Here is a 21,682-nt window from a genome sequence, read left to right on the forward strand (position 1 = left end):
TTATGAAAATCGCCGTAATAGGCGCCGGACTCATAGGCGGATCCATAGGAATGGCTCTGCGCCCCTTGAAAATCGGCGGTAAAAAAATCCGTGTGACGGGCGTAGGCCGAAACCGCGCGCGGCTCGAACTCGCCCGCCGCCTCGGAGCCGTCGACGAATACTCCCTCGACGCAAGAGCCGGCGTAAAAGACGCCGATGTCGTTTTCATCTGCCTGCCCGTGGATATGATAGCCAAAACCGCGCTCGCCGTGGCGCCCTTCTGCAAGCGCGGAGCGGTGATAACCGATGTCGGAAGCGTAAAAAAAATCATTGTCGATGCCGTCGACAAGCGCGCCAAAACACTCCGCGAAGCCGGCGTGTTTTTCGTGGGCGCGCATCCGATAGCCGGAGCCGAAAAAACGTCGGTGCGAAACGCGCGGCGCGATATGTTCGCCGGAGCGACGGCTGTCGTTGCGCCGGGAAAAACATCCGGAAGCAAAGCCGTCCGCCTTGTCGAAAAACTCTGGAAAGCCGCGGGCGCCAAAGTCGCGCGGCTGTCGCCGTCGGCGCACGACGCCAAACTCGCCCGCACAAGCCATCTGCCGCACGCGGTGGCCTACGCCCTTGCGAACTCCGTCGGATACGGCGACCTCAGGTTCGCCGGCGCGGGCTTTGCGGATTCCACGCGCATCGCTTCATCTGCGCCCGATTTATGGGCGCAGATAATACTTTCCAATAAAAAAGAAACTCTTAAGGCGGTTCGGGTTTTCGCCGGAGAACTCTCGAAAATCGCCCGCGCGAAGTCCAAACCCGCGCTGGCGCGAATCTTTGCATCCGCCAAGAAAAAAAGAGATTCTCTCGACGGAGTTTCAGGCAAGTGAATCGTATATCCGGCAGGATTGAAGTCGCGGCCGACAAGTCCGTCTCCCACAGGGCGCTGATGATTTCGTCCATAGCCCGCGGAAAAACCCTCGTAAAAAATTTCCTCCGCTCGGACGACTGTCTTTCTACAATGGCCGCCATGCGCGCCCTCGGCGTGTCCATAGACGACCGCGGAACCGAAGTCCTCATCGACGGACGGGGGACGGCGTTAACGCCGCCGGCGGGCGATATCTATGCCGGCAATTCCGGCACCACAGCGCGCCTGCTGGCCGGAATACTGGCCGGACAAAACTTCAAAACTATTATAACCGGCGACGCGTCGCTGTCGTCGCGGCCGATGGGCAGAATCGAGCGGCCGCTTAATGCGATGGGCGCGGCCGTAAAAACCACGGGCGGAAAGCTGCCCGTCGAAATCAAAGGCGGCAAACTGCGCGCCGCTGAATACTCGTCGGACATCGCCTCCGCCCAGGTGAAGTCCTGCGTATTGCTGGCCGGACTTTACGCCAACGGCTTGACGACTTTCCGCGAGCCCCGCAAATCCCGCGACCACACCGAACGAATGCTGACTGACTTCGGCGTCGACATCAGAACGTCCGACGGCGGCGCCGCCGGCTGCTCCGTCACCGTTAAAGGCCCGTCGGGGCTGGCTTCGCCGGAGACCATTGAAGTGCCCGGCGACATATCTTCGGCGGCTTTTTTTATGACGGCGGCGTCCATACTTCCCGGTTCAAATATAACGATAACGGGCGTCGGCGTAAATCCCACGCGAACCGGCGTCATCGACGTCCTCCGCCGCATGGGCGCCGATATTACCGTGGACAATCCACGCAACGCCGGCGGCGAGCCGGTCGCCGACATCACCGTGAAATATGCCGGCCTTAGGGGCGTCGACATCGCGGAAGCCGAAATTCCTCTTTTAATCGACGAACTTCCCATTATCGCCGTCGCCGCGTGCCTGGCCGACGGCCCCACGACGGTGACCGGCGCCGCCGAACTCCGCGTAAAAGAAACCGACAGAATCAAATCCGTCGTCGGCGAACTCTCGAAAATGGGCGCGCGCATAAACGAACTGCCCGACGGCTTCCGCGTCGAAGGCCCGTCGCGCCTGCGCGGCGCGCGGGTGGACTCGCGGGGCGACCACCGCATGGCGATGTCTCTGGCCGTGGCCTCTCTTGCCGCCGAAGGAGAAACCATCGTAACCGGCCCCGAATGCGCCGCGGTTTCTTTCCCGAACTTTTATGAAACGCTCGCGAGGGTGAAATCATGAAAAAGAAAAACGTCATAGCCATCGACGGCCCCGCGGGAGCGGGAAAATCCACCATAGCCAAAATTGTCGCCAAAAAACTCGGGTATCTTTATATCGATACCGGCGCCATGTACCGCGCCGTCACGTGGAAAGCCCTGAAAGAAAAAATCGACCTCGGCGACATAGACGCCGTGGTGGCTCTGACGCGCAAAACCGACATAGGTCTCAAAAATACCGGAGGGGCTTTAAGCGTTTTTGTCGACGGGCGCGACGTCTCCCCTGAAATACGCAAAGAAAGCATATCGCGGCACACCAACGAAATAGCGTCGCTGGGCGGCGTAAGAAACATACTCAGGCAGAAACAACAGGAAATGGGCTCAAAAGGCGGCGTAGTAATGGAAGGCCGCGACATAGGCACCTGCGTATTCCCCGACGCAAAATATAAATTTTATCTCGACGCGTCAATAGAAGAGAGGGCGCGCAGACGCTATAATCAACTCTTAAAAAAAGGGGAAAAAGTCAACCTCGCCAAAATAAAATCGGCGATAGCCGAGCGGGATTACAAAGACAAAAACCGCGGAATAAATCCGTTGAGATGCGCGGAAGACGCCGAGGTTATCGATTCCACCCGCCTGAACTTAAAAGAAGTCGCCAAAGTAATATTCGACTATGTCCGAAACAAAAAAAAACTTAAGTAGCCCGTTCGCGCGAACGACTGCGGTATACCGTGTCGGTTATTTTTTATGCAGAATAATCTTTATTGTTCTGCGCCGCGTAAAAGTGCGGGGAACGGAAAATATCCCTTCGTCGGGCGCGTTCATAGTGGCTCCCAATCACTCAAGCTGGCTCGACCCGCCGCTCGTCGGCGCCGCAAGCCCCGTGCCGTTAAGCTATATGGCCAAAAAAGAATTATTCTCCTCGCCGCTCCTGGGATGGCTTCTGCCGCGCGTAAACGTATTCCCCGTCGACAGAGGCGTTTCCGACATAGGCGCGGTGCGCGCCGCTTTCAGAATCCTCGGAAGCGGCCTGCCCCTGCTGCTTTTTCCGGAAGGCACGAGGGGAAAGAAAAAGACGGCTGCCGCGCCGGCGCCTCAAAAAAAACCGCCGAAACTCGGAGCGGGATACTTTGCCGCGAAATTTCAGGCGCCTGTTATTCCGGTCAGAATTATTAACGCCGGTTATTTCTTTTCATTCAAACCGGTAGAAATAATCTGGGGGAAACCCGTTGCGCCTCCGCCGGCCGGGTCAAAAGACGATTACGCCGCTTACACTCTCGAAATCATAGAAAAAATTTACTCCCTGAGCCCCGGCGGCAACCGATGAAAATCACCATAGCGAAAAACTCCGGTTTCTGCTTCGGCGTCAAGCGCGCCGTCGATATCGTGGAAAAACTCTCGTCGGGACGCGATAAAATCTACACAAACGGACCCATAATACACAATCCGCAGGTCATAAGATCCCTGTCGAGACAAGGTGTCAAAACGCTCAATTCTTCCGACGACGCCCTGCGGCTCAGAGACGGTCTTCTGGTAATAAGAACCCACGGGATGAAGAAGGACTTTCCCGAAGCGGTTTCAAAAAAAGTCAGGGTCATAGACGCCACCTGCCCTTTCGTCGGGAGAGCTCAGCGAATCGTAAAAAAACTCTCAGCCGAAGGCCGCAAGGTGATAATACTCGGCGACGCGCATCACCCCGAAGTGGAAGGTCTGGTATCCTACGCCGAGGATGCCGCTGTCATCAAAACTCCGCGCGAGGCATCCAAACTCGATTTGCGCGGGCGCATAGGATTTCTGAGCCAGACAACGCAATCCGTGGGAGATTTCGCGGCTATTTCGCGCTACATAAAAAAACGCAACGCCGAGGCCATGATATTCGACACCATCTGCCGCACGACATCGCTGCGACAGAGCGAGGTTGAAAAATTAGCCCGAAAATCTGATATAATGGTGGTGGTCGGAGGGAAGAATTCCGCCAACACAAAACGACTTGCGGCCATATCCCGCAAACACACGGTAACCTACCACATAGAAACATCGCGCGAACTCAAAAAATCATGGTTCGTCGGAAAAAAACTTTCCGTCGGTATAGCCGCGGGAGCGTCCACGCCTGACAGAATAACCAGAGAAGTCGCCGGGCGCATAAAAAAAATAAGCGCCGGCCGATAAACCATAAGTATAATAACTCACAGGAGCCAGAAGATCATGGAAGACACTAAAAAGAAAATCCAGGAAACCGTCGAAGAGACGGACGACATCACTATGGAGGAACTCTTAAGGGAATCCGACATAGCGCATCTTACGCCCGGACAGATAGTCGAAGGCGTCTTCGTGCGCAAATCACCGGAGGGATACCTTTTCGACATAGGCCATAAACGCGAAGCCGTGGTTTCGGGCAATGAAGTCATTCCGCAGGAAATTCTTTCCGCGCCACTGAAACTCAAGGTTGTCCACCCTTATTCGGCGGCGCACGGCGGCAATCCGCTTCTCTCATGGGCGGACGTTTTCCGCAAAGAGGCCTCGCTTAACCTTAAAAACTCTTTCGAGTCGAAAACACCCGTCGAAGGCGCGATACTGCGCGCGACTAAGGGCGGTTATATGGTCGATTTGGGCGGCGGCGCCGAGGCGTTCATGCCCGGAGCCCACGCGCTCAGAAAGAACGACAAGCCGTCGGGACGAAAGTTCAGCTGTCTGATAATAGAGATGAAAGGCGGCAACATTGTCGTGTCCGAGCGTCTGGCGGCCGACATTGTAAGAGAAAAAGCGGCGGGGGCAATATTCTCGAAGTACGCCGTCGGAGACGAAGTCGACGGGACAGTCGTATCGCTTGCCAAATTCGGGGCGTTCGTCGACATAGGCGGCATAGACGCGCTCGTGCACGTCAGCGACATAAGCTGGGGCGGCGTGGGCAAGATGGACGAACACATAAAGGTCGGCCAAAAAGTCAGCGCGAAAATTCTTTCGATGGACGCGGCCGCAAAAAAGATATCGCTGGGCATAAAGCAAATGAGCGGCGACCCGTGGAAAAAAGTCGGGGAAAAATATTCCGTCGGCTCAACGGTGGACTGCGTCACCGGAAATACCACTAAATTCGGAGTGTTCTGCGCCATCGAGCCCGGAGTGGACGGTCTTCTGCACATTTCGGAAGTCGATTGGCAGAATCCCAATCCCGACCTGGCCAAACTGTTTCCCAAAGGTTCCGGGATAAAATCCAAAATAATATCTATCGACGCGGCCAAGAATAAAATATCTCTTTCCCTGCGGCGTCTCTCGCCGAGTCCGTGGGAAAAAGCCGCCGAAGGCATTAAAGCCGGCAACGAGGTTTCCGGAATCGTGATGAGAGTGACGCCTTTCGGCGCCGTCGTAAAAGTGGGGGACGCGCTGGAAGGCACGTTGCACGTAAAAAATCTGGACTGGTTCAAAAAAGTGTCGAACCCCGCCACGATGCTCAAAACTGGACAGGAAATAAAACTTCGCGTGCTGGAATTCGACCCGCAGCAGCAGCGGCTGGAACTGTCGCTGAAACATTTGCGCGGAAATCCGTTCGAAAAATACAAGAAAAAAACAGTGCTGGACTGCACGGCAATAACGGTGATGCCCGCGGGAGTGGTTGTTGAAATAGAGCCCGGAGTGGAGGGCTTTGTGCCCAGAAACGAGATAACCCGCAAAAAAGGCGACGAAGTGTCGGAACTTATAAAACCCGGCGACAAACTGCGCGGGGTAGTCATGGAGAGCGACGCCACGAGACGCAGGATAGAAATATCCGTCAGAAAATTTGAAATCGAACAGGAGAAAAAACTTCTGGCGAAATATTCCGCCAAAAGACCGGGCCCGTCCCTGAACGACTTGCTGGACGAAATTTGATCGCAAATCCGGAGCTTTCATGTCAAAAAAATATAACAAACAAAAAACAGCCGGACACAAAACGCTGCCGCAACCGGCGGCGCCGGCCATTTCCCGCATAGGCAAAAAAACCATTTTGGCCGGCGCGGGGGCGCTTGTAGCCGGTTTTATAATCCTTGCGCTGGCGGACCCGTCCGGACAAAATACGGCGGCGCGACTGGCGCCGTTCATAATTATAGGCGCCTACGCCGCCATAGGCGTGGGCATAGTCCTGCCCGATCCCGATAAAACCGCAAGCCGTTTCGATGCGCCGGATTCAGGTTCGTCGGACGGAAAATCTCCCGAAAGCGACAAACACGCCGTTCAATGAACTCTCTTTCCATTCTTGCGGCCGTTCTGGCGGCCTTCGCGGTCGCCTATGTTTTTCGAGGACGGTTCCTTGAAAAACAGTTCGACGTCAACGATTCCAATCCCACTCCCGCCGCGTCCCGCGCCGACGGCTGCGACTTTGTCGCCGCAAAAAATCCGTTTATACTGTTCGGCCGTCATTTCTGGTCCATAGCGGGCGCCGGTCCCGTAATATATCCAACCGCCGGCGTGATTATAGTGTCCGGAGCGCCGGCATTTTCCGGCGAAGAGAAAAAAATATGATAAAAAACGAATGGCACCGTCTTAGCGTCGAGAAAACGTTTGAAGCGCTGGCCTCCGGACGATCGGGACTTACGTCGGAAGCCGCGGCGGAAAGATTGGGAAAATACGGGCCCAACGCCATAGAATCGAAAAAGACGCAAAGCCCCATGGTGATGTTTCTGGGTCAATTCAAAAGCCCTCTGATATACATACTTATTTTCGCGGCGGCCATATCTTTCGTCGTTGGCAAAATATCGTCCGGCGCGGTCATTCTCGTAGTGCTTATGGCCAACGCAACCATGGGGTACGCCCAGGAAAGCCGCGCGAAGTCGTCGATGGCGCGGCTAAAAGAACTTTCCGCGCCCAAGGCAAAAGTCGTCCGCGACGGCTCGGAAACGGAAATACCGACCGGGGAATTGGCGCCCGGAGACATCATACTCCTTGAATCCGGCACGAAAATCCCGGCCGACGCAAGGGTCACGGAAGCCGTAAGAATGCAGGTCGACGAAGCCGCGTTCACCGGCGAGTCGCACTCCGTGTATAAAATCGAGGAAGCCATCGACGAGAACGCCGTCGTGGCGGATCGTCGCAACATGGTTTTTGCCGGAACGGTCGTCGTGTCAGGCCGCGGCCGCGCCGTGGTGACGTCGACGGGAATGCAAACCGAAATAGGCGCCATGGCCAAAATGATACAGGAAGCGCCTCAGCCCAAAACTCCCATTCAGAGACGGCTTGAAAAATTCGGACGCTTCCTTATAATACTCGTTTCGGCTCAGGCCGCCGCGGCTTTTCTGATAGGATTTTTTGTGCGCGGAATGAGTTTTATCGACATATTCTTCGTGGTGCTCGCACAGATGGTATCATCCATCCCGGAAGGCCTCCCTGTGGCCGTTACCGTGGCGCTGGCCGTGGGAATGCAGAGAATGGCTTCGCGCAAGGCCTACGTGCGCAAGCTTGCCGCCGTCGAAGGACTCGGAAGCGCGACAGTAATATGTTCCGATAAAACGGGAACATTGACAAAAAACGAGATGACTTCCCGCAAAGCGATGACGTTCGACGACACATTTGAAATATCCGGCGTCGGCTACTCGCCCGAAGGCCGCATAAGCAAAGCCGGCGGCGGCGAAGGCGACCCGCTCTCCGGAGATAAAACGCCCGACTTCCGACGACTCGTGACATCGGCGGCGCTGTGCAACAACGCGGCGCTCTACATCCCGCAAAACGGCGGCAAACCCGACGTTTCCGGCGATCCCACCGAAATAGCATATCTGGCGCTTGCCGCCAAGGCCGGAACGGACCTCAAAAAACTATCGGCCGATTATCCCCGTCTCGACGAAGTTCCGTTTGAGCCGCAGTTGCAGATAATGGCCGTGCGCAACGTCTCGCCCGACGGCAAAAGAATCGTTTTCGTAAAAGGCGCGCCGGAGAAAGTCCTGGCCATGTGCGCCGGCTACATAGCCGCCGACGGCTCCGTTAAGCCCGCGGGGCAGGCCGAGCGCGACAAAGTATTCGCCGACTGCGACAACCTGGCGCGCGAAGCGCTCAGAGTTCTGGCATTCGCGTATTTTTATGAGAACACCGGCGACGGCGCGGCGCGGCAAGCCCCTCTGGAAATCGACGAACTCGACGGCAAACTGATATACGCCGGAGTAATAGGCAACATAGACCCTCCGCGCGAGGAAGTAAAAGCGGCCATAGAAATATGCAGGATCGCCGGAATACGCACCATAATGGTGACGGGCGACCATCTTAAAACCGCCGAAGCCATAGCGAAATATCTCGGGATAGCGTCAAGCGATAACGCGGGAATTTCCGGCGGAGAGCTTGAAAAAATGAGCGAGACCGAAATCGCCGAAGCCGTCCGTGTCCGAACGGTCTTCGCCAGAATAGAACCGCGCCACAAGTATATGATTGTCCGGGCTCTGCAAAAACAGGGTGAAGTCGTGGCCATGACCGGCGACGGCATCAACGACGCGCCCGCGCTGGCCGCCGCCGATATCGGCGTGGCCATGGGAATTACCGGAACGGACGTCGCCAAGGAAGCCGCCGGGATAGTCGTAGCCGACGATAATTTCGCCACCATAGCCAACGCCGTGGAAGAAGGCCGGGGCATCGCCGCCAATATAAGAAAAACCGTGCTGTATCTTCTGTGTTCCAGCAACACGGAAATTCTGGTGCTTCTGACCGCTCTGGTGGCGGGGCTCCAATTGCCGCTCATCCCCATAATGATACTCTGGGTAAACCTCGTCACCGACGGAGGAATGACAATACCGCTTACCATGGAACCGCGGGAAAATGTAATGGACAGGCCGCCGGAAAAAAGAGAAGCGCCTCTGGTGACTCCTCGGATGATGCATTTTCTTCTCTACCGCGTGCCGCTGATGGCCGGCGGGCTGATAACCCTTTTCGTCTACGAATTATCGACTACCGGCTCTCTGGCGTACGCCCGCACGGCCGTGTTCACGGCTCTGGTAATCACACAATGGTTCAATGGCATAAGCACCCGCTCGTTTGATAAATCGGTTTTCCAAATGAATTGGTCGACGAACAAGTACATAATCGCCGGACTCGGAATAGGTTTGTCTCTGCATTTATGTCTCATATACGTTCCCTTCCTGCGGAGCATATTCATGACGGTGCCGCTTAAAGCCGCCGATTGGATGCGTATAGTCACGGGCGCCAGCGTCATACTCTGGGCGGAAGAACTAAGAAAATATTTTTCAAGACGCGCAGCCGCGGCTGCCACAAACATAAAATAAACCAAAGAAAAGGAGCAACACCGATGCAAACGAAAAACGCCGAGTTCATAGCCAAATATTACGGCGACGCAAAAATCAGGGAACTTATTTTCTCTCAGGCGGCGAAGTACGGACACACCATAGGATGGGGCAAAGCGCTCGCCGAGCGCGGATGGACACTGCCGGCCAGAGAAGTGCCCGCCGCTCAAACGGCCGAACTTCTCGACGATAAACTCGACATATTCTTTCCCATAAGGGTTAAGGACGACTCGGAATTAATAATCATCTGGGATATTGAATATTTCAACAACACGGATCCGGGATGGCTGTTCGACCGCAAAAACCAGAAAACGGTTTTCTCCTGGATGGAACCCGCATTTCTGATACTGGAAAACATACTTGATTCCTACGGCATAAAATACGCCGTGGACGTGACAATGTCAGGGATCCACGTGTGGTCGCGCGTCCGCGCGGATTCCGCGGGTTTCAGGGCGCTTGCCGCCGAGGGCACCGTGCTTCCGTCGCTGGAAGCCAAACAAAAGGAAATCGTCCCGACCGACCCCAAAAGACGAACGCCCGTGTCTCCTGAACTCGGAGCGGCATATAACGCCGCGGGAAAAGTGCTGGAGTTTTTCACGCACGAACTGATGAGACGCAACCTCAGGGAAAATCCCGTCAAGATTCCGGTTACTATATCGGACACGCCCCAGTTCGGCGAAAATTTCCCGTATTCCGGCATTTCCTCGGATCTTACGCAGTACGCTCATCCCATATTCATGCGCTGCATAAGAGCGTTCTGCTCCGTCCACCAGAAATCCGTTTACAGAGGATTTGAAGATCTCGGACCCGCCGTGGACATCATCAAAACCGGAGGAATAACCTATCGACAGGCGGCCGACATGATGTGGAACCTTGACGAGGTGTTAAAATTCTATCACGACAACTTCTCAAAAAGGACGATAGAAATCCCCGACTCGTCCGACGGATGGAAAACCGCCGCCGAGGCGTACTCAAAAAGCGAACTCAAAGACAGACATCTCGAATGGGAAAACGCGGCGGCGCACGATTACGTGCCCGGGCATAAACGCGGTCTTTACTATAATTTCTTCGACAGACGCTCGGCAAATCCCGCGCTTCTGACTCCGGTGAACCTTCAGACGCTGGCGGAGGAATTCGGGGACGACGGCATCGGCGAGGCGAAAAAAATATTCGGGGACATCGCCGCCTGCTACGCCGACAACACGCTGGGATGGTACGACACCCAAAAAATGACGGGGATCGACTGGACAAAATACGACCCCGAGACGGCCGCCGATTTCTGGGGCAGAATTTACTGGTCATTAAACAAGCTCGGACTGGGACGCGGAAACAGCAAAAACAGCAGGGAGGTCGCGTGAGCGAAGGTTTCGCCGGACTCGTCCGGAGACGATTCAGCGTAAGAAAATATCAGGAACGCCCCGTCGAAAAAGCAAAAATCGAGGCGTGCCTTGAAGCCGCGCGGCTGGCGCCGTCCGCCTGTAATTCGCAGCCGTGGAAATTTATAGTCGTCGAAGATCCCGTCGTCAAAAAAGAACTCTGCGACAATATATTTTCCGGCGCCTATTCGATGAACGCTTTCGCGGGGAAGGCGCCCGTGATTGTGGCGGTGGTTTCAGAATCAAGCTCATTCGCAGCGGCGGTCGGCGCGCTGCTGCGCGACACCAGATATTATCTCATCGACATCGGCATTGCCGCCGAACATTTCGCCCTGCAGGCGGCCGAGCTGGGACTCGGCACCTGCTGGATAGGATGGTTCGACGAAAAATCGGCCAAGCGCGTATTGAAGGTGCCCTCCTCAAAAAGGATCGACGTGGTTCTGGCTCTGGGCTACCCCGACAGAGAACCGCCGGACACCAAAAGAAGGATGCCTTTGGGCAAAATGTCGTCGTACAACTCATACAAATCCGGCGACGGGGAATGACAATGGCGCCAAAAGGCAAATCCGGCTTGCGGCCTTTATCGGACGAGCCGCTCTGGTACAAAGACGCCGTAATATACGAACTCCACGTCAAAACATTCCGCGACTCGAACTCCGACGGCATAGGCGACTTCAGGGGGCTGGCCTCAAAACTCGACTATCTGGCCGACCTGGGCGTAACGGCCGTCTGGCTGCTGCCGTTTTATCCGTCGCCGCTTCGCGACGACGGCTACGACATAGCGGATTACTTCGGGGTGCATCCGTCTTACGGAACGGCGGGGGATTTCAAAAAATTTCTCGACGAAGCCCACGAACGCGGCATCCGCGTAATAACCGAACTTGTCATCAATCACACGTCGGACAAACATCCGTGGTTCGAGCGGGCGCGCCGCTCAAAACCCGGCAGCGCTCACCGCGATTATTACGTCTGGAGCGATACTCCCGAAAAATACCGCGACGCGCGGATAATATTCAAGGATTTTGAAACGTCGAACTGGGCGTGGGATTCCACGGCGCAATCCTATTACTGGCACCGATTCTATTGGCATCAACCCGACCTCAATTACGACAATCCCCGCGTCCGCGAAGAAATTTTCCGCGCGCTGGATTACTGGTTCGATATGGGCGTCGACGGAATGCGTCTGGACGCCATACCTTATATTTTTGAAAGGGAAGGCACGAATTGCGAAAATCTTCCCGAGACCTGCGAATTTCTCAAAACTCTCCGCGCACACGTCGATTCCCGACATAAAAATAAAATGCTTCTGGCCGAAGCCAACCAGTGGCCCGAAGACGCCGTGCGTTATTTCGGCGACGGCGACGCCTGCCATATGGCTTTCCACTTTCCCTTGATGCCGCGCATATTTATGGCGATATGGCAGGAAGACCGGTTTCCCGTAACCGACATAATCGAGCAAACCCCGCCGATTCCCGACGCGGCGCAGTGGGCGCTTTTCCTAAGGAACCACGACGAACTGACCCTTGAAATGGTTACGGACGAAGAGCGCGACTATATGTACTCCGTCTACGCGCGCGACCCCGGCGCGCGAGTCAACCTGGGAATACGCCGGCGGCTGGCGCCGCTTCTTGGAAATCACCGACGGAAAATGGAGTTGATGAACATCCTTTTATTCTCTTTGCCGGGCACGCCCGTAATCTACTACGGCGACGAAATAGCAATGGGCGACAATTATTATCTGGGCGACAGAAACGGAGTCCGAACCCCGATGCAGTGGAACGCCGACAGAAACGCCGGATTTTCCGAGTCAAATCCGCAGAAGCTTTGCCTTCCGGTGATAATAGACCCCGAGTACCATTACGAATCGGTAAACGTGGAAAACGGTCTCAGAAACCAGTCCTCATTTCTTTGGTGGACGCGGCGCGTCATAGCGATGAGGAAGAAAATACCCGCGTTCGGAAGGGGCAACATAGAATTCGTCCCGTCGGAAAACTCCAAGATTCTGGCCTTTACCCGCTCGTTCGGAGACGAAACCGTTCTTGTGGTAATAAACCTTTCGAGATTCTCTCAGTCCGCGGAATTAGACCTGTCTAAACACGCGGGCGCCGTGCCGACGGATGTCTTCGGCGGAGCCGAGTTCCCCGTCATAAAAGACACGCCGTATCATTTCACTCCGGGCTTTTACGACTATTTTTGGCTGTCGCTCAAAAAAAATCCGCGGGAAAAAACCGTCGACGAGACGCCGCCGGACGCAAAAAACGCCGGACTGCGCCTGGAAACCAAGTCGTGGGGAGAGCAGCTTACCGGCGAAGCGCGTGAAACACTTGAAAGGGAAATACTCCCTAAATATCTTGCGCGGCGCAGATGGTTCAGAAGCAAAACCAGAAAAATCCGCGCGGTGAAAATTACCGAAAATCTGGAAATTCCGGAATGTCCCGAGGCCAGAATTCTATTCGTAGAGGCGGCGTACTCCACGGGGGCTCCTGAAACCTACGTTTTGCCCGCGGCTTTCGCCGAAGGGGCCGAGGCGGCCGGCATCGCGGCAAACAGTCCTGATACCATTATTGCCCTGTCTTCCGGCGTCTCCGGAGACGGAGCGCTCTATGACGCGGTGTATTGCCAGAAATTCCGTCTTGCTTTCGCCTCGGCGCCGGCGCGGCGGCTGACCTTCGGGGGGATAAAGGGAAGAATGACGGCTTCCGGTTCCAGAGGTCTTAAAATAATAAGCGAGGGCGCGGAGCGCACGGCCACTCATCCTGTCAAGGCGGAGCAGTCCAACTCTTCGTTCATCGCGGCCGAACAGGCAATTTTTAAGATATATAGAAGGATTGAAGAATGCGAGGCAAATCCCGAGCCGGACATATCGCGTTTTCTGACGGAAAAAACCGGCTTCCTGAACACTCCGAGGTTTCTGGGTTCATTCGAATACCGCAACAGGTCTCATGCCAAAGCCGCGATAGCCGTGGCTCACGCTTACGTGAAAAATCAGGGCGACGCGTGGTCGTACGCGCTCGACGCGCTGAGCCGTTATTATGAAAGTATCTCGGCAATGAGCGCGACGGCCGTCGGGCAACAGGTCGACGCCGCATCCGCCATAGGCGCGGATTTTCTGCTTATGATGTCCGTTTTGGGCAAAAGAACCGCCGAGATGCACAGAGCGCTGGCATCATCCGTCGATGATCCGGCGTTCGGCACGGAACCGTTCTCGACGCTCTACCAACGCTCCCTATTTCAGTCGATGCAGGGACTCGCCAAAAAAACATTTCAACTTCTAAGAAAAAAACTGCCGTCGCTCGACGGAAACGCAGCCGAAGCGGCCAAGTCCGCCCTCGAAGCGGAAAAGAACGCGGGAATGATTTTCAGGGAACTGCTCAGGCGAAAGTTTACCGCGTCCAAAACGCGAATCCACGGCGATTTTCATCTCGGTCAGACACTTTTTACCGGCAACGATTTTTACATAATAGATTTCGAGGGAGAGCCGATGCGGCCAATCGGCGAACGATTGCTGAAACGCTCCCCGCTTAGGGACGTTGCCGGGATGCTCCGTTCGTTCCATTACGCGGCCTACCGGGCGCTTTATTCCGCGCCGTTCTACAAACCGGAAAATTCCGGGATACTCGCGCCATGGGCCGATGCGTGGACGTCCGTTGCGTCCGGCGCTTTCCTCGACGCATATATTGCCGGTGTCGACGGAGCGTCCTTTATGCCGCGTCTGAAAGAAGAAACCGACGCCCTGCTTAAAATCTTCACGCTTGAAAAAGCCGTCTACGAACTCGGCTACGAACTGGACAACAGACCGGCGTGGGTTATGATTCCGCTCCTCGGTATATTAAACTTGACGGACGACGCGAAATGAAATTACATCCGGATAAAAAAAACGATATGCGAGGCCGCAACGCGCCGGAAGTTTTGGATTTGCCGGGCGCGCGTTTCGATACCGCATCGGGCGACTGCTCGTTCTGCGTCTGGGCTCCGCTTAAAGATAAAATCGAACTCATTCTGGCCGCTGACCCCGAAGTCATCGTTCCGATGACAAAAAACGAGCGCGGCTACTGGCTGGCGACGGCCAAGGTAAAGCCCGGAGCGCGGTATTTCTATCGCATCGATGGAGTTCTCGACAGGCCGGACCCGGCGTCCTTCTTTCAGCCCGAAGGCGTGCACGCGCCGTCGGAAGTGGTCGCGGACGCGAAGGCGGGAATTCCTTCGACGGTCCGTCGGCCGGAAGAGATGATAATTTCCGAAATACACGTCGGGACGTTCACGCCCGAAGGAACTTTCGACGCGGCCATAGGATCGCTGGGCCGTCTGGCCGGGGCCGGAATAAACACCGTGGAGATAATGCCCGTCGCGCAATTTGCGGGCAAACGCAACTGGGGTTATGACGGCGCGTATCCCTTCGCCGTCCAGAACTCTTACGGAGGGCCGCAGGGAATGCTGCTTTTCGTCGAAGAATGTCACCGGCGCGGCATTTCGGTGATACTCGACGTCGTATACAACCATCTCGGGCCCGAGGGCAGCTACTTTGGCGACTTCGCTCCTTACTTTACCGATAAATACCGCACACCGTGGGGCAACGCCATAAACTTCGACGGCGAACATTCGGCGGGCGCAAGGAACTTTTTTATCTCAAACGCCCTTTACTGGTTTGAAAGATTCGGAGTGGACGCGCTGCGGCTTGACGCCATACACGGCATTTTCGACGACAGCCCTACGCACATACTCTCGGAGCTGGCTCAAAAAACCTCCGAGTTTTCGGCGGGGGCGGGCAGAAAGTTTTATCTGATTGCCGAAAGCGACCTCAACGATTCCGTCGTGGTGCGCCCGATCATCGAGGGCGGCTACGGCATCGACGCCCAGTGGTCCGACGACTATCATCATGCCCTGCACACTCTGTTGACCGGCGAAAAAGACGGCTACTACGCCGATTTCGGTTCCGTCGAAGATTTCATAAAAGCGTACCGCAAAGGCGTGGTCTACGACGGATGCCGTTCCGTCTATCGTCAAAAAAAACACGGCAATTCCTACGACGGCGTTCCGGCTTCGCGTTTCGTAGTATGCGCCCAGAACCACGACCAGACAGGCAACAGAATGTCGGGCGAACGTCTATCGGGCATAGTCGACTTTGAATCGCTCAAACTCGCGGCCGCCTGCGTTATGCTGTCGCCGTTTGTGCCTCTTTTTTTTATGGGCGACGAATACGCCGAGGACGCGCCTTTTCTTTACTTCGTCGACCACGGCGACGCCGAGCTGCTGAAAGCGGTAAGAAAAGGCCGCCAAAGCGAGTTTGCCGCCTTCGCATGGAAGGGATTGCCGCCCGACCCGTCGGCGACGGCGACGTTTGAAAGTTCGCGCCTGCGGCCAAAAACCGCGGACTCCGCAAGGGGACGCGCCATGTCCGGATATTTCCGCGAACTCGCCGATATCAGAAAAAACAGGCCGGCGCTTAAATCCGATTTTTCGACTCTTGCCGGCATAACCGCCGACGGACGGCTTGTGACCGTCAGACGGAAAAACGGGCGGGGAGAAACGGCGATATTCTTCAATTTTTCCGCAAACCCGTCGATATTTGATAAAATAAATCCGTCGCGGCTCGTAAAAATAATTGATTCCTCCGACGATAAATGGCTCGGGCCCGGCGCGCCGGAACCCGCCGGAAACGGGTTAAAAATCAATGCCCGCAGCGCGGCCGTATACGAAATAAAAAATGACTAAAAAAGTTTGTCTGCACGGACACTTCTATCAACCTCCCAGGGAAAACCCGTGGCTCGAAGATATAGAGTTGCAGGATTCCGCGTATCCGTACCATGACTGGAACGAACGCATTACGGCCGAATGCTACGCGCCAAACGCGGCGTCACGCATAATCGGCGGCGACCGTCTTATAATAAATATCGTCAATAATTATTCTAAAATAAGTTTCAATTTCGGTCCGACCCTGGCGGCGTGGCTCGAAAAATTCAAACCCGTCATTTACAAAAGCATACTCGAAGCCGACGAAAAATCCATGGAACGTTTTTCGGGACACGGCTCGGCAATAGCGCAGGTTTATAATCACATAATAATGCCGCTGGCGTCCTTGCGCGACAAACGCACGCAAGTTCTCTGGGGAATGAAAGATTTCATCAAGCGCTTCCGACGGGAACCCGAAGGGATGTGGCTGACCGAAACTGCCGTGGATACGGAAACCCTCGAAGTTCTGGCCGACTACGGAATCAAGTTCACCATACTGGCTCCGCACCAGGCGGCCGCCGTAAAAAAAATCGGCGCGAAAGGATCCTGGCGCGACGTAACGGGCTCAAAAGTGGACCCCGCTCAGCCGTATTTATGCCGTTTGCCGTCGGGCAAGGAAATATACCTGTTTTTCTACGACGGCCCCGTATCTCAGGAGATTGCCTTCCGGGGGCTTCTGGCCAACGGCGATAATTTCGCAAAACGTCTCATTGAAACCGTGCCGGACGACGATTCCGGCGACCGGCTGATACACGCGGCCACCGACGGCGAAACCTACGGACATCATCATAAATTCGGCGATATGTCGCTGGCATACTGTCTGTGGGCTCTGGAAGAAAAATTCAAAGGCAAACTCACTATTTACGGGGAATATCTCGAACAAAATCCGCCGACGCACGAAGTCAAAATAGTCGAAAACTCGTCATGGTCGTGCGCCCACGGCGTCGAAAGATGGCGTTCCGACTGCGGATGCAATACCGGCCGCGCCGGATGGAACCAGTCGTGGCGGGCGCCTCTTCGCGGAGCGATGGACTGGCTGTCCGAAACACTTGCTAAAATCTACGAGGAAGAAGCGGCGGGATTTTTCAAAAATCCGTGGGACGCGCGCAATGCCTACATCGACGTTATTCTCGACCGTTCGGAACGGAACGTCTCGGCTTTTTTCGCGGCGCAGGCGGCGCGCGATATGACGGCGGAAGAAAAAATACGGGCGCTCAAACTGCTTGAAATGCAGCGGGCGGCAATGCTCATGTATACCTCGTGCGGATGGTTTTTCGACGATATATCCGGCATCGAAACCGTTCAGATAATGCAATACGCCGCCAGAGCGATGCAGCTGGCCAAAGAAATAAAAGGCATACCGCTGGAAGACGCCTACGTCAAGAATCTGGAGCGGGCGATTTCAAACGCACCCGAACTCGGCAACGGCGCGCGTGTATGGGAACGCCTCGTAAAACCCTCGGTCACGGACCTTTTGAGAGTGTCGGCGCACTACGCGATATCGTCGCTTTTCGAAAAATATTCCCGGGACGTGCGCATATACTGCTATACCGCCTCGAGTTTGGACTACGAACTCGCGGAGATGGGCAAGCAAAAACTCGCCGTCGGAAAAGTAAGCATGCGCCACGAAATAACCGGCGAGGAGTCCACCGTCAGTTTCGCGGTTCTTCATCTGGGCGACCATAATCTCAACGGCGGTGTAAGGTCGTTCGGCGGCGACGACGAGTATAACGTTATGCGCTCCGAAACACGCGCGGCATTTGAACGCGGCGACGCGCCGGAAGTCATACGGCTGATGAACCGGCATTTCGGCGAACAGAATTATTCGCTTATGCATCTGTTTAAGGACGAGCAGCGCAAGATTATGCGGGGAATTTTCAACGCCACTCTGGGCGAGTCGGAAGCTCTTTTCCGCCAGATATACGAGCACCACTATCCCGTCATTCAAACCATCAGACAGATGAATATGCCGCTGCCCAGGGTTTTTGCCACGTCGATGGAGTTCATTCTCAACAGGGATCTGGCCAAAGGCCTTGAAAACGGCGACCCCGATCCCGAGCGGCTGGGCAAAATCGTCGGAGAGATAAGAAAATGGTCGCTCGACATCGACGCCAAAGCGCTGGAATTCGCGGCGGAAACCAAGGTCGACGCCCTGGCGGCCAAGTTCGCCGCCTCGCCGAAGGACGTAACCGTACTGGAAAAACTTTCATCCGTGGTAAACGTCCTCGACGATCTGCCCATTTCGCCGAACTACTGGCAGGCGCAAAACATTTATTTCGAAACCGATAAAAAAGTGCGGCCGGGGATGAAACGGCTGGCGGAATCGGGCGATGAGAACGCCCGCAAATGGCTTGAGCTATTCGACCTTCTCAGCAGCCGTCTGAGAATAGGGAAAAACAACAACTGATGAATTTACCGCGCGCGACTTATCGCTTACAGTTCACGCCGGATTTCGGTTTCGCCCAAGCAATAAAAATACTGCCCTACCTTGCGGCGCTCGGCATCTCCCACATATACGCGTCGCCCATTTTCAAAGCCCGCAAAAAAAGCTCCCACGGATACGACATCGTCGACCCGTCCGCCGTAAACCCCGAACTCGGCGGCGAGGAAGAATTCGAAAAACTTGCGCGCGAAGCGCAACGGCTCGGCCTCGGCTGGATACAGGATATTGTTCCGAACCACATGGCCTACGACTCCCAGAACGAACTGCTTATGGACGTTCTGGAACGCGGGCCCGAATCCGAGTTTCACAAGTTTTTCGATGTGGACTGGGATCATCCCTACGAGAGCATAAGAGGCAGAATCGTCGTGCCGTTTTTGGGCAAGTTCTACGGCGAGGCACTCGAAAATTCCGAAATTCGCCTCGCCTACGTCGACGGCATTCTGAGCATAAATTACTTCGACAAACGCATACCTTTAAGCGTCTCGGCGTATCTTAAATTCTTCGGATACGGCCTGAAACGCCTCGAAGAAAAACCGCTCGGACGGCAGAATTCCGAATTCATCAAATACGCCGGCCACGTCAATCTTCTTGAAACCATCTCGGCGCTGCCGTCGCCGGAAGAAAAGAAAAAGCAGTTCGGTTTTTTCAAAGAGATGATGAGGGAGGCCTGCGACAAACACGAGGATATAAGGAACTTCGTCGACGAAAATCTCGCTATATACAACGGCCGGAAGGGAAAACCCGAATCTTTCGACCTTCTCGACGATCTTCTGTCGTCGGAACGTTTCCGCCTGGCATTCTGGAAGGTCGCCGCGGACGAAACCAATTACCGCAGATTCTTCAACATCAACGAACTCATCTCCCTGAGAGTGGAAGACGACGACGTCTTCGCGCGCACGCACTCGCTTATAGCGCGCCTGGCGGCGGAGGGAAAAATCAACGGGGTGCGCATAGACCACATAGACGGCCTGTGGGATCCGCGCGCCTATGTCGAAAAACTCCGGACGCTGCTGGGCAACGACGTTTACATAGTCGCGGAAAAAATCCTTCAGTCCGACGAGGAACTGCCCGACAACTGGCCACTGGCAGGAACAACGGGCTACGATTTTCTCAACTACGCCAACGGCCTTTTCTGCCGCAAAGATTCGCGCAAGGAATTTGCCGGCATCTATTATAAATTCGCCGGGCTCGACACACCCTACGAAAATCTGGCCGCCGACAAAAAGAGAATGATGATCGGCCGCGACATGGCCGGCGACATCGACAACCTCGCGCGTCTCTTCAAGAACGCCGCCGGCCGCGACCGTTACGGATCGGACATAACCCTCTACGGCCTCAAGCGCGCGATGGTCGAAGTGATGGCTGTTTTTCCGACGTACAGGACTTACGCGTCGCCGTCCGGATTTTCCGATTCCGACAAGGACGTGGTGCGCAGAGCCATACAGGCGGCGGCCGAAAAACTGCCCGACCATTCGTACGAGCTTTCCTACATGGAGCGTTTTATGCTCCTCAACTACCCCGAAAACGCCGATGCCGAAACCCGCGAAAGATGGCTCAAATTCGTAATGCGATTCCAGCAGTTCACCGGACCGCTTATGGCCAAAGGTTTCGAGGACACTCTGCTTTACGTTTACAATAAACTCGTATCCCTCAACGAAGTCGGGGGAGACCCGTCGAGATTCGGGTTTTCCGTCGGAGAATTTCACGAGTTTTGCCGAAGGCGGCGGCGCAAGTGGCCGCACACTATGAACGCCACCGCCACGCACGACACCAAGCGCGGCGAAGACGTTCGGGCGCGCATAAACGTTCTGTCCGAAATGCCCGACGTTTGGGGAACAGCCATAAAATATTTCGCCAGAATCAACCGCAAAAAAAAGAAAAAAATCCGCGGGGAGGAAGCTCCTTCGCGCAACGACGAGTATCTGATTTATCAAACACTCGCGGGCGCCTGGCCGGCCGAATGTCTCTCGGCCGGCGCGGGCACGCCTTCGGCCTGCGCTCCCGATTTCGCCCAAAGAATCAAAAACTATGTGATAAAAGCCATCCGCGAAGCCAAGACCAATACTACGTGGCTAAAGCCCCGAGAGGACTATGAGAACGCCTGTCTTGCCTTCGTCGACGGCATTCTGAGCGATTCCCCCGATAATAAGTTCCCGCCGGAATTCGTCCCGCTGGCCGCCCGCGCGGCGCGGCTGGGATTCTACAACTCACTGTCACAAACGCTTCTTAAAATGACCGTGCCGGGAGTACCCGATTTCTACCAGGGCTCGGAACTATGGGATTTAAATCTGGTCGACCCCGACAACCGCCGAGCGGTCGACTGGGCGGCGCGCGAAGCGGCTCTCAAAAACGCGACGTCCGGAGCCGACGTCGCGGGAATCCTCGCCGACAAAACACCGGCCGCGGCAAAAATTTTTATTATCGCAAAGACCCTCGCTTTTCGCAAAGAAGAGGAAAAACTTTTCGCCTCCGGCGAATATCTTCCACTTGAAATATCCGGAGCGCTTCAGGAATCGTCAATCGCCTTCGCCCGAAGGCACGAGAACAAATGGATTATAGTCGTCTGCCCAAGGTTGCTGTCGGCAGTCCTTCGCGGCGCGACATCCGAGCCCGTCGGCGCCGCGTGGGGGAATACGCGCATTATCCTTCCCGACGGAGCGCCCGCCGAATGGCGAAATATTTTTACCGGCGCAAACGTCGGCGCGGATGGTGCCTCGATACCGGTCTCATCCGCTCTGGCAAACTTCCCCGCGGCCGTTCTCGTCGGAAATACTTAATAT

At 55.3% G+C, this 21,682-nt stretch carries 14 protein-coding genes; all 14 read left to right on the plus strand.

Annotated elements, in window-relative coordinates:
• The first annotated feature begins 2 nt into the window (after window positions 1-2).
• Window positions 3-860 carry a prephenate dehydrogenase/arogenate dehydrogenase family protein gene (locus CVU77_05045; GenBank protein PKN01467.1) on the plus strand — a complete coding sequence of 286 codons (858 nt, stop codon included), beginning with the start codon at window positions 3-5 and terminating at the stop codon, window positions 858-860.
• Window positions 857-2,128, plus strand: coding sequence for a 3-phosphoshikimate 1-carboxyvinyltransferase (gene aroA, locus CVU77_05050; protein ID PKN01468.1), 1,272 nt, complete (start codon window positions 857-859; stop codon window positions 2,126-2,128). The genes CVU77_05045 and aroA overlap by 4 nt, the downstream gene beginning before the upstream one ends.
• Window positions 2,125-2,805, plus strand: a complete 681-nt coding sequence (locus CVU77_05055; GenBank protein ID PKN01469.1) for a cytidylate kinase — start codon at window positions 2,125-2,127, stop codon at window positions 2,803-2,805. Before aroA ends, CVU77_05055 begins: the two co-directional genes overlap by 4 nt.
• Window positions 2,777-3,430, plus strand: a complete 654-nt coding sequence (locus tag CVU77_05060; GenBank protein PKN01504.1) for a 1-acyl-sn-glycerol-3-phosphate acyltransferase — start codon at window positions 2,777-2,779, stop codon at window positions 3,428-3,430. Before CVU77_05055 ends, CVU77_05060 begins: the two co-directional genes overlap by 29 nt.
• A complete protein-coding gene (locus tag CVU77_05065; protein PKN01470.1) occupies window positions 3,427-4,272 on the plus strand; it encodes a 4-hydroxy-3-methylbut-2-enyl diphosphate reductase in 846 nt (281 codons plus the stop codon). Before CVU77_05060 ends, CVU77_05065 begins: the two co-directional genes overlap by 4 nt.
• A gap of 36 nt (window positions 4,273-4,308) precedes the next feature.
• Window positions 4,309-5,967, plus strand: a complete 1,659-nt coding sequence (locus tag CVU77_05070; protein PKN01471.1) for a hypothetical protein — start codon at window positions 4,309-4,311, stop codon at window positions 5,965-5,967.
• Between the two features lie 19 nt (window positions 5,968-5,986).
• Window positions 5,987-6,316 (plus strand): hypothetical protein, encoded by a 330-nt coding sequence (locus tag CVU77_05075; protein PKN01472.1) that lies wholly within the window; start codon window positions 5,987-5,989, stop codon window positions 6,314-6,316.
• The gene (locus tag CVU77_05080) at window positions 6,313-6,597 is read left to right on the plus strand and encodes a hypothetical protein (protein PKN01473.1); all 285 of its coding nucleotides are present in this window, start codon (window positions 6,313-6,315) and stop codon (window positions 6,595-6,597) included. Before CVU77_05075 ends, CVU77_05080 begins: the two co-directional genes overlap by 4 nt.
• Complete coding sequence (locus tag CVU77_05085; protein ID PKN01474.1) at window positions 6,594-9,335, plus strand: hypothetical protein; 2,742 nt, start codon at window positions 6,594-6,596, stop codon at window positions 9,333-9,335. Before CVU77_05080 ends, CVU77_05085 begins: the two co-directional genes overlap by 4 nt.
• Window positions 9,336-10,563: 1,228 nt before the next feature.
• Entirely contained in the window at window positions 10,564-11,274 is a 711-nt protein-coding gene (locus tag CVU77_05090) for an NAD(P)H nitroreductase (protein PKN01475.1), read from the plus strand.
• Window positions 11,275-11,276: 2 nt separating this feature from the next.
• Complete coding sequence (gene treS / locus CVU77_05095) at window positions 11,277-14,585, plus strand: maltose alpha-D-glucosyltransferase (protein PKN01505.1); 3,309 nt, start codon at window positions 11,277-11,279, stop codon at window positions 14,583-14,585.
• A 26-nt stretch (window positions 14,586-14,611) separates the two neighbouring features.
• Entirely contained in the window at window positions 14,612-16,441 is a 1,830-nt protein-coding gene (gene treZ / locus CVU77_05100) for a malto-oligosyltrehalose trehalohydrolase (GenBank protein PKN01506.1), read from the plus strand.
• Window positions 16,434-18,866 carry a glycoside hydrolase gene (locus CVU77_05105; protein ID PKN01476.1) on the plus strand — a complete coding sequence of 811 codons (2,433 nt, stop codon included), beginning with the start codon at window positions 16,434-16,436 and terminating at the stop codon, window positions 18,864-18,866. Before treZ ends, CVU77_05105 begins: the two co-directional genes overlap by 8 nt.
• Window positions 18,866-21,679, plus strand: coding sequence for a malto-oligosyltrehalose synthase (treY, locus tag CVU77_05110; GenBank protein PKN01477.1), 2,814 nt, complete (start codon window positions 18,866-18,868; stop codon window positions 21,677-21,679). The genes CVU77_05105 and treY overlap by 1 nt, the downstream gene beginning before the upstream one ends.
• Window positions 21,680-21,682 lie beyond the last annotated feature (3 nt).

The organism is Elusimicrobia bacterium HGW-Elusimicrobia-1 (assembly GCA_002841695.1).
Lineage (GTDB): Bacteria > Elusimicrobiota > Endomicrobiia > PHAN01 > PHAN01 > PHAN01.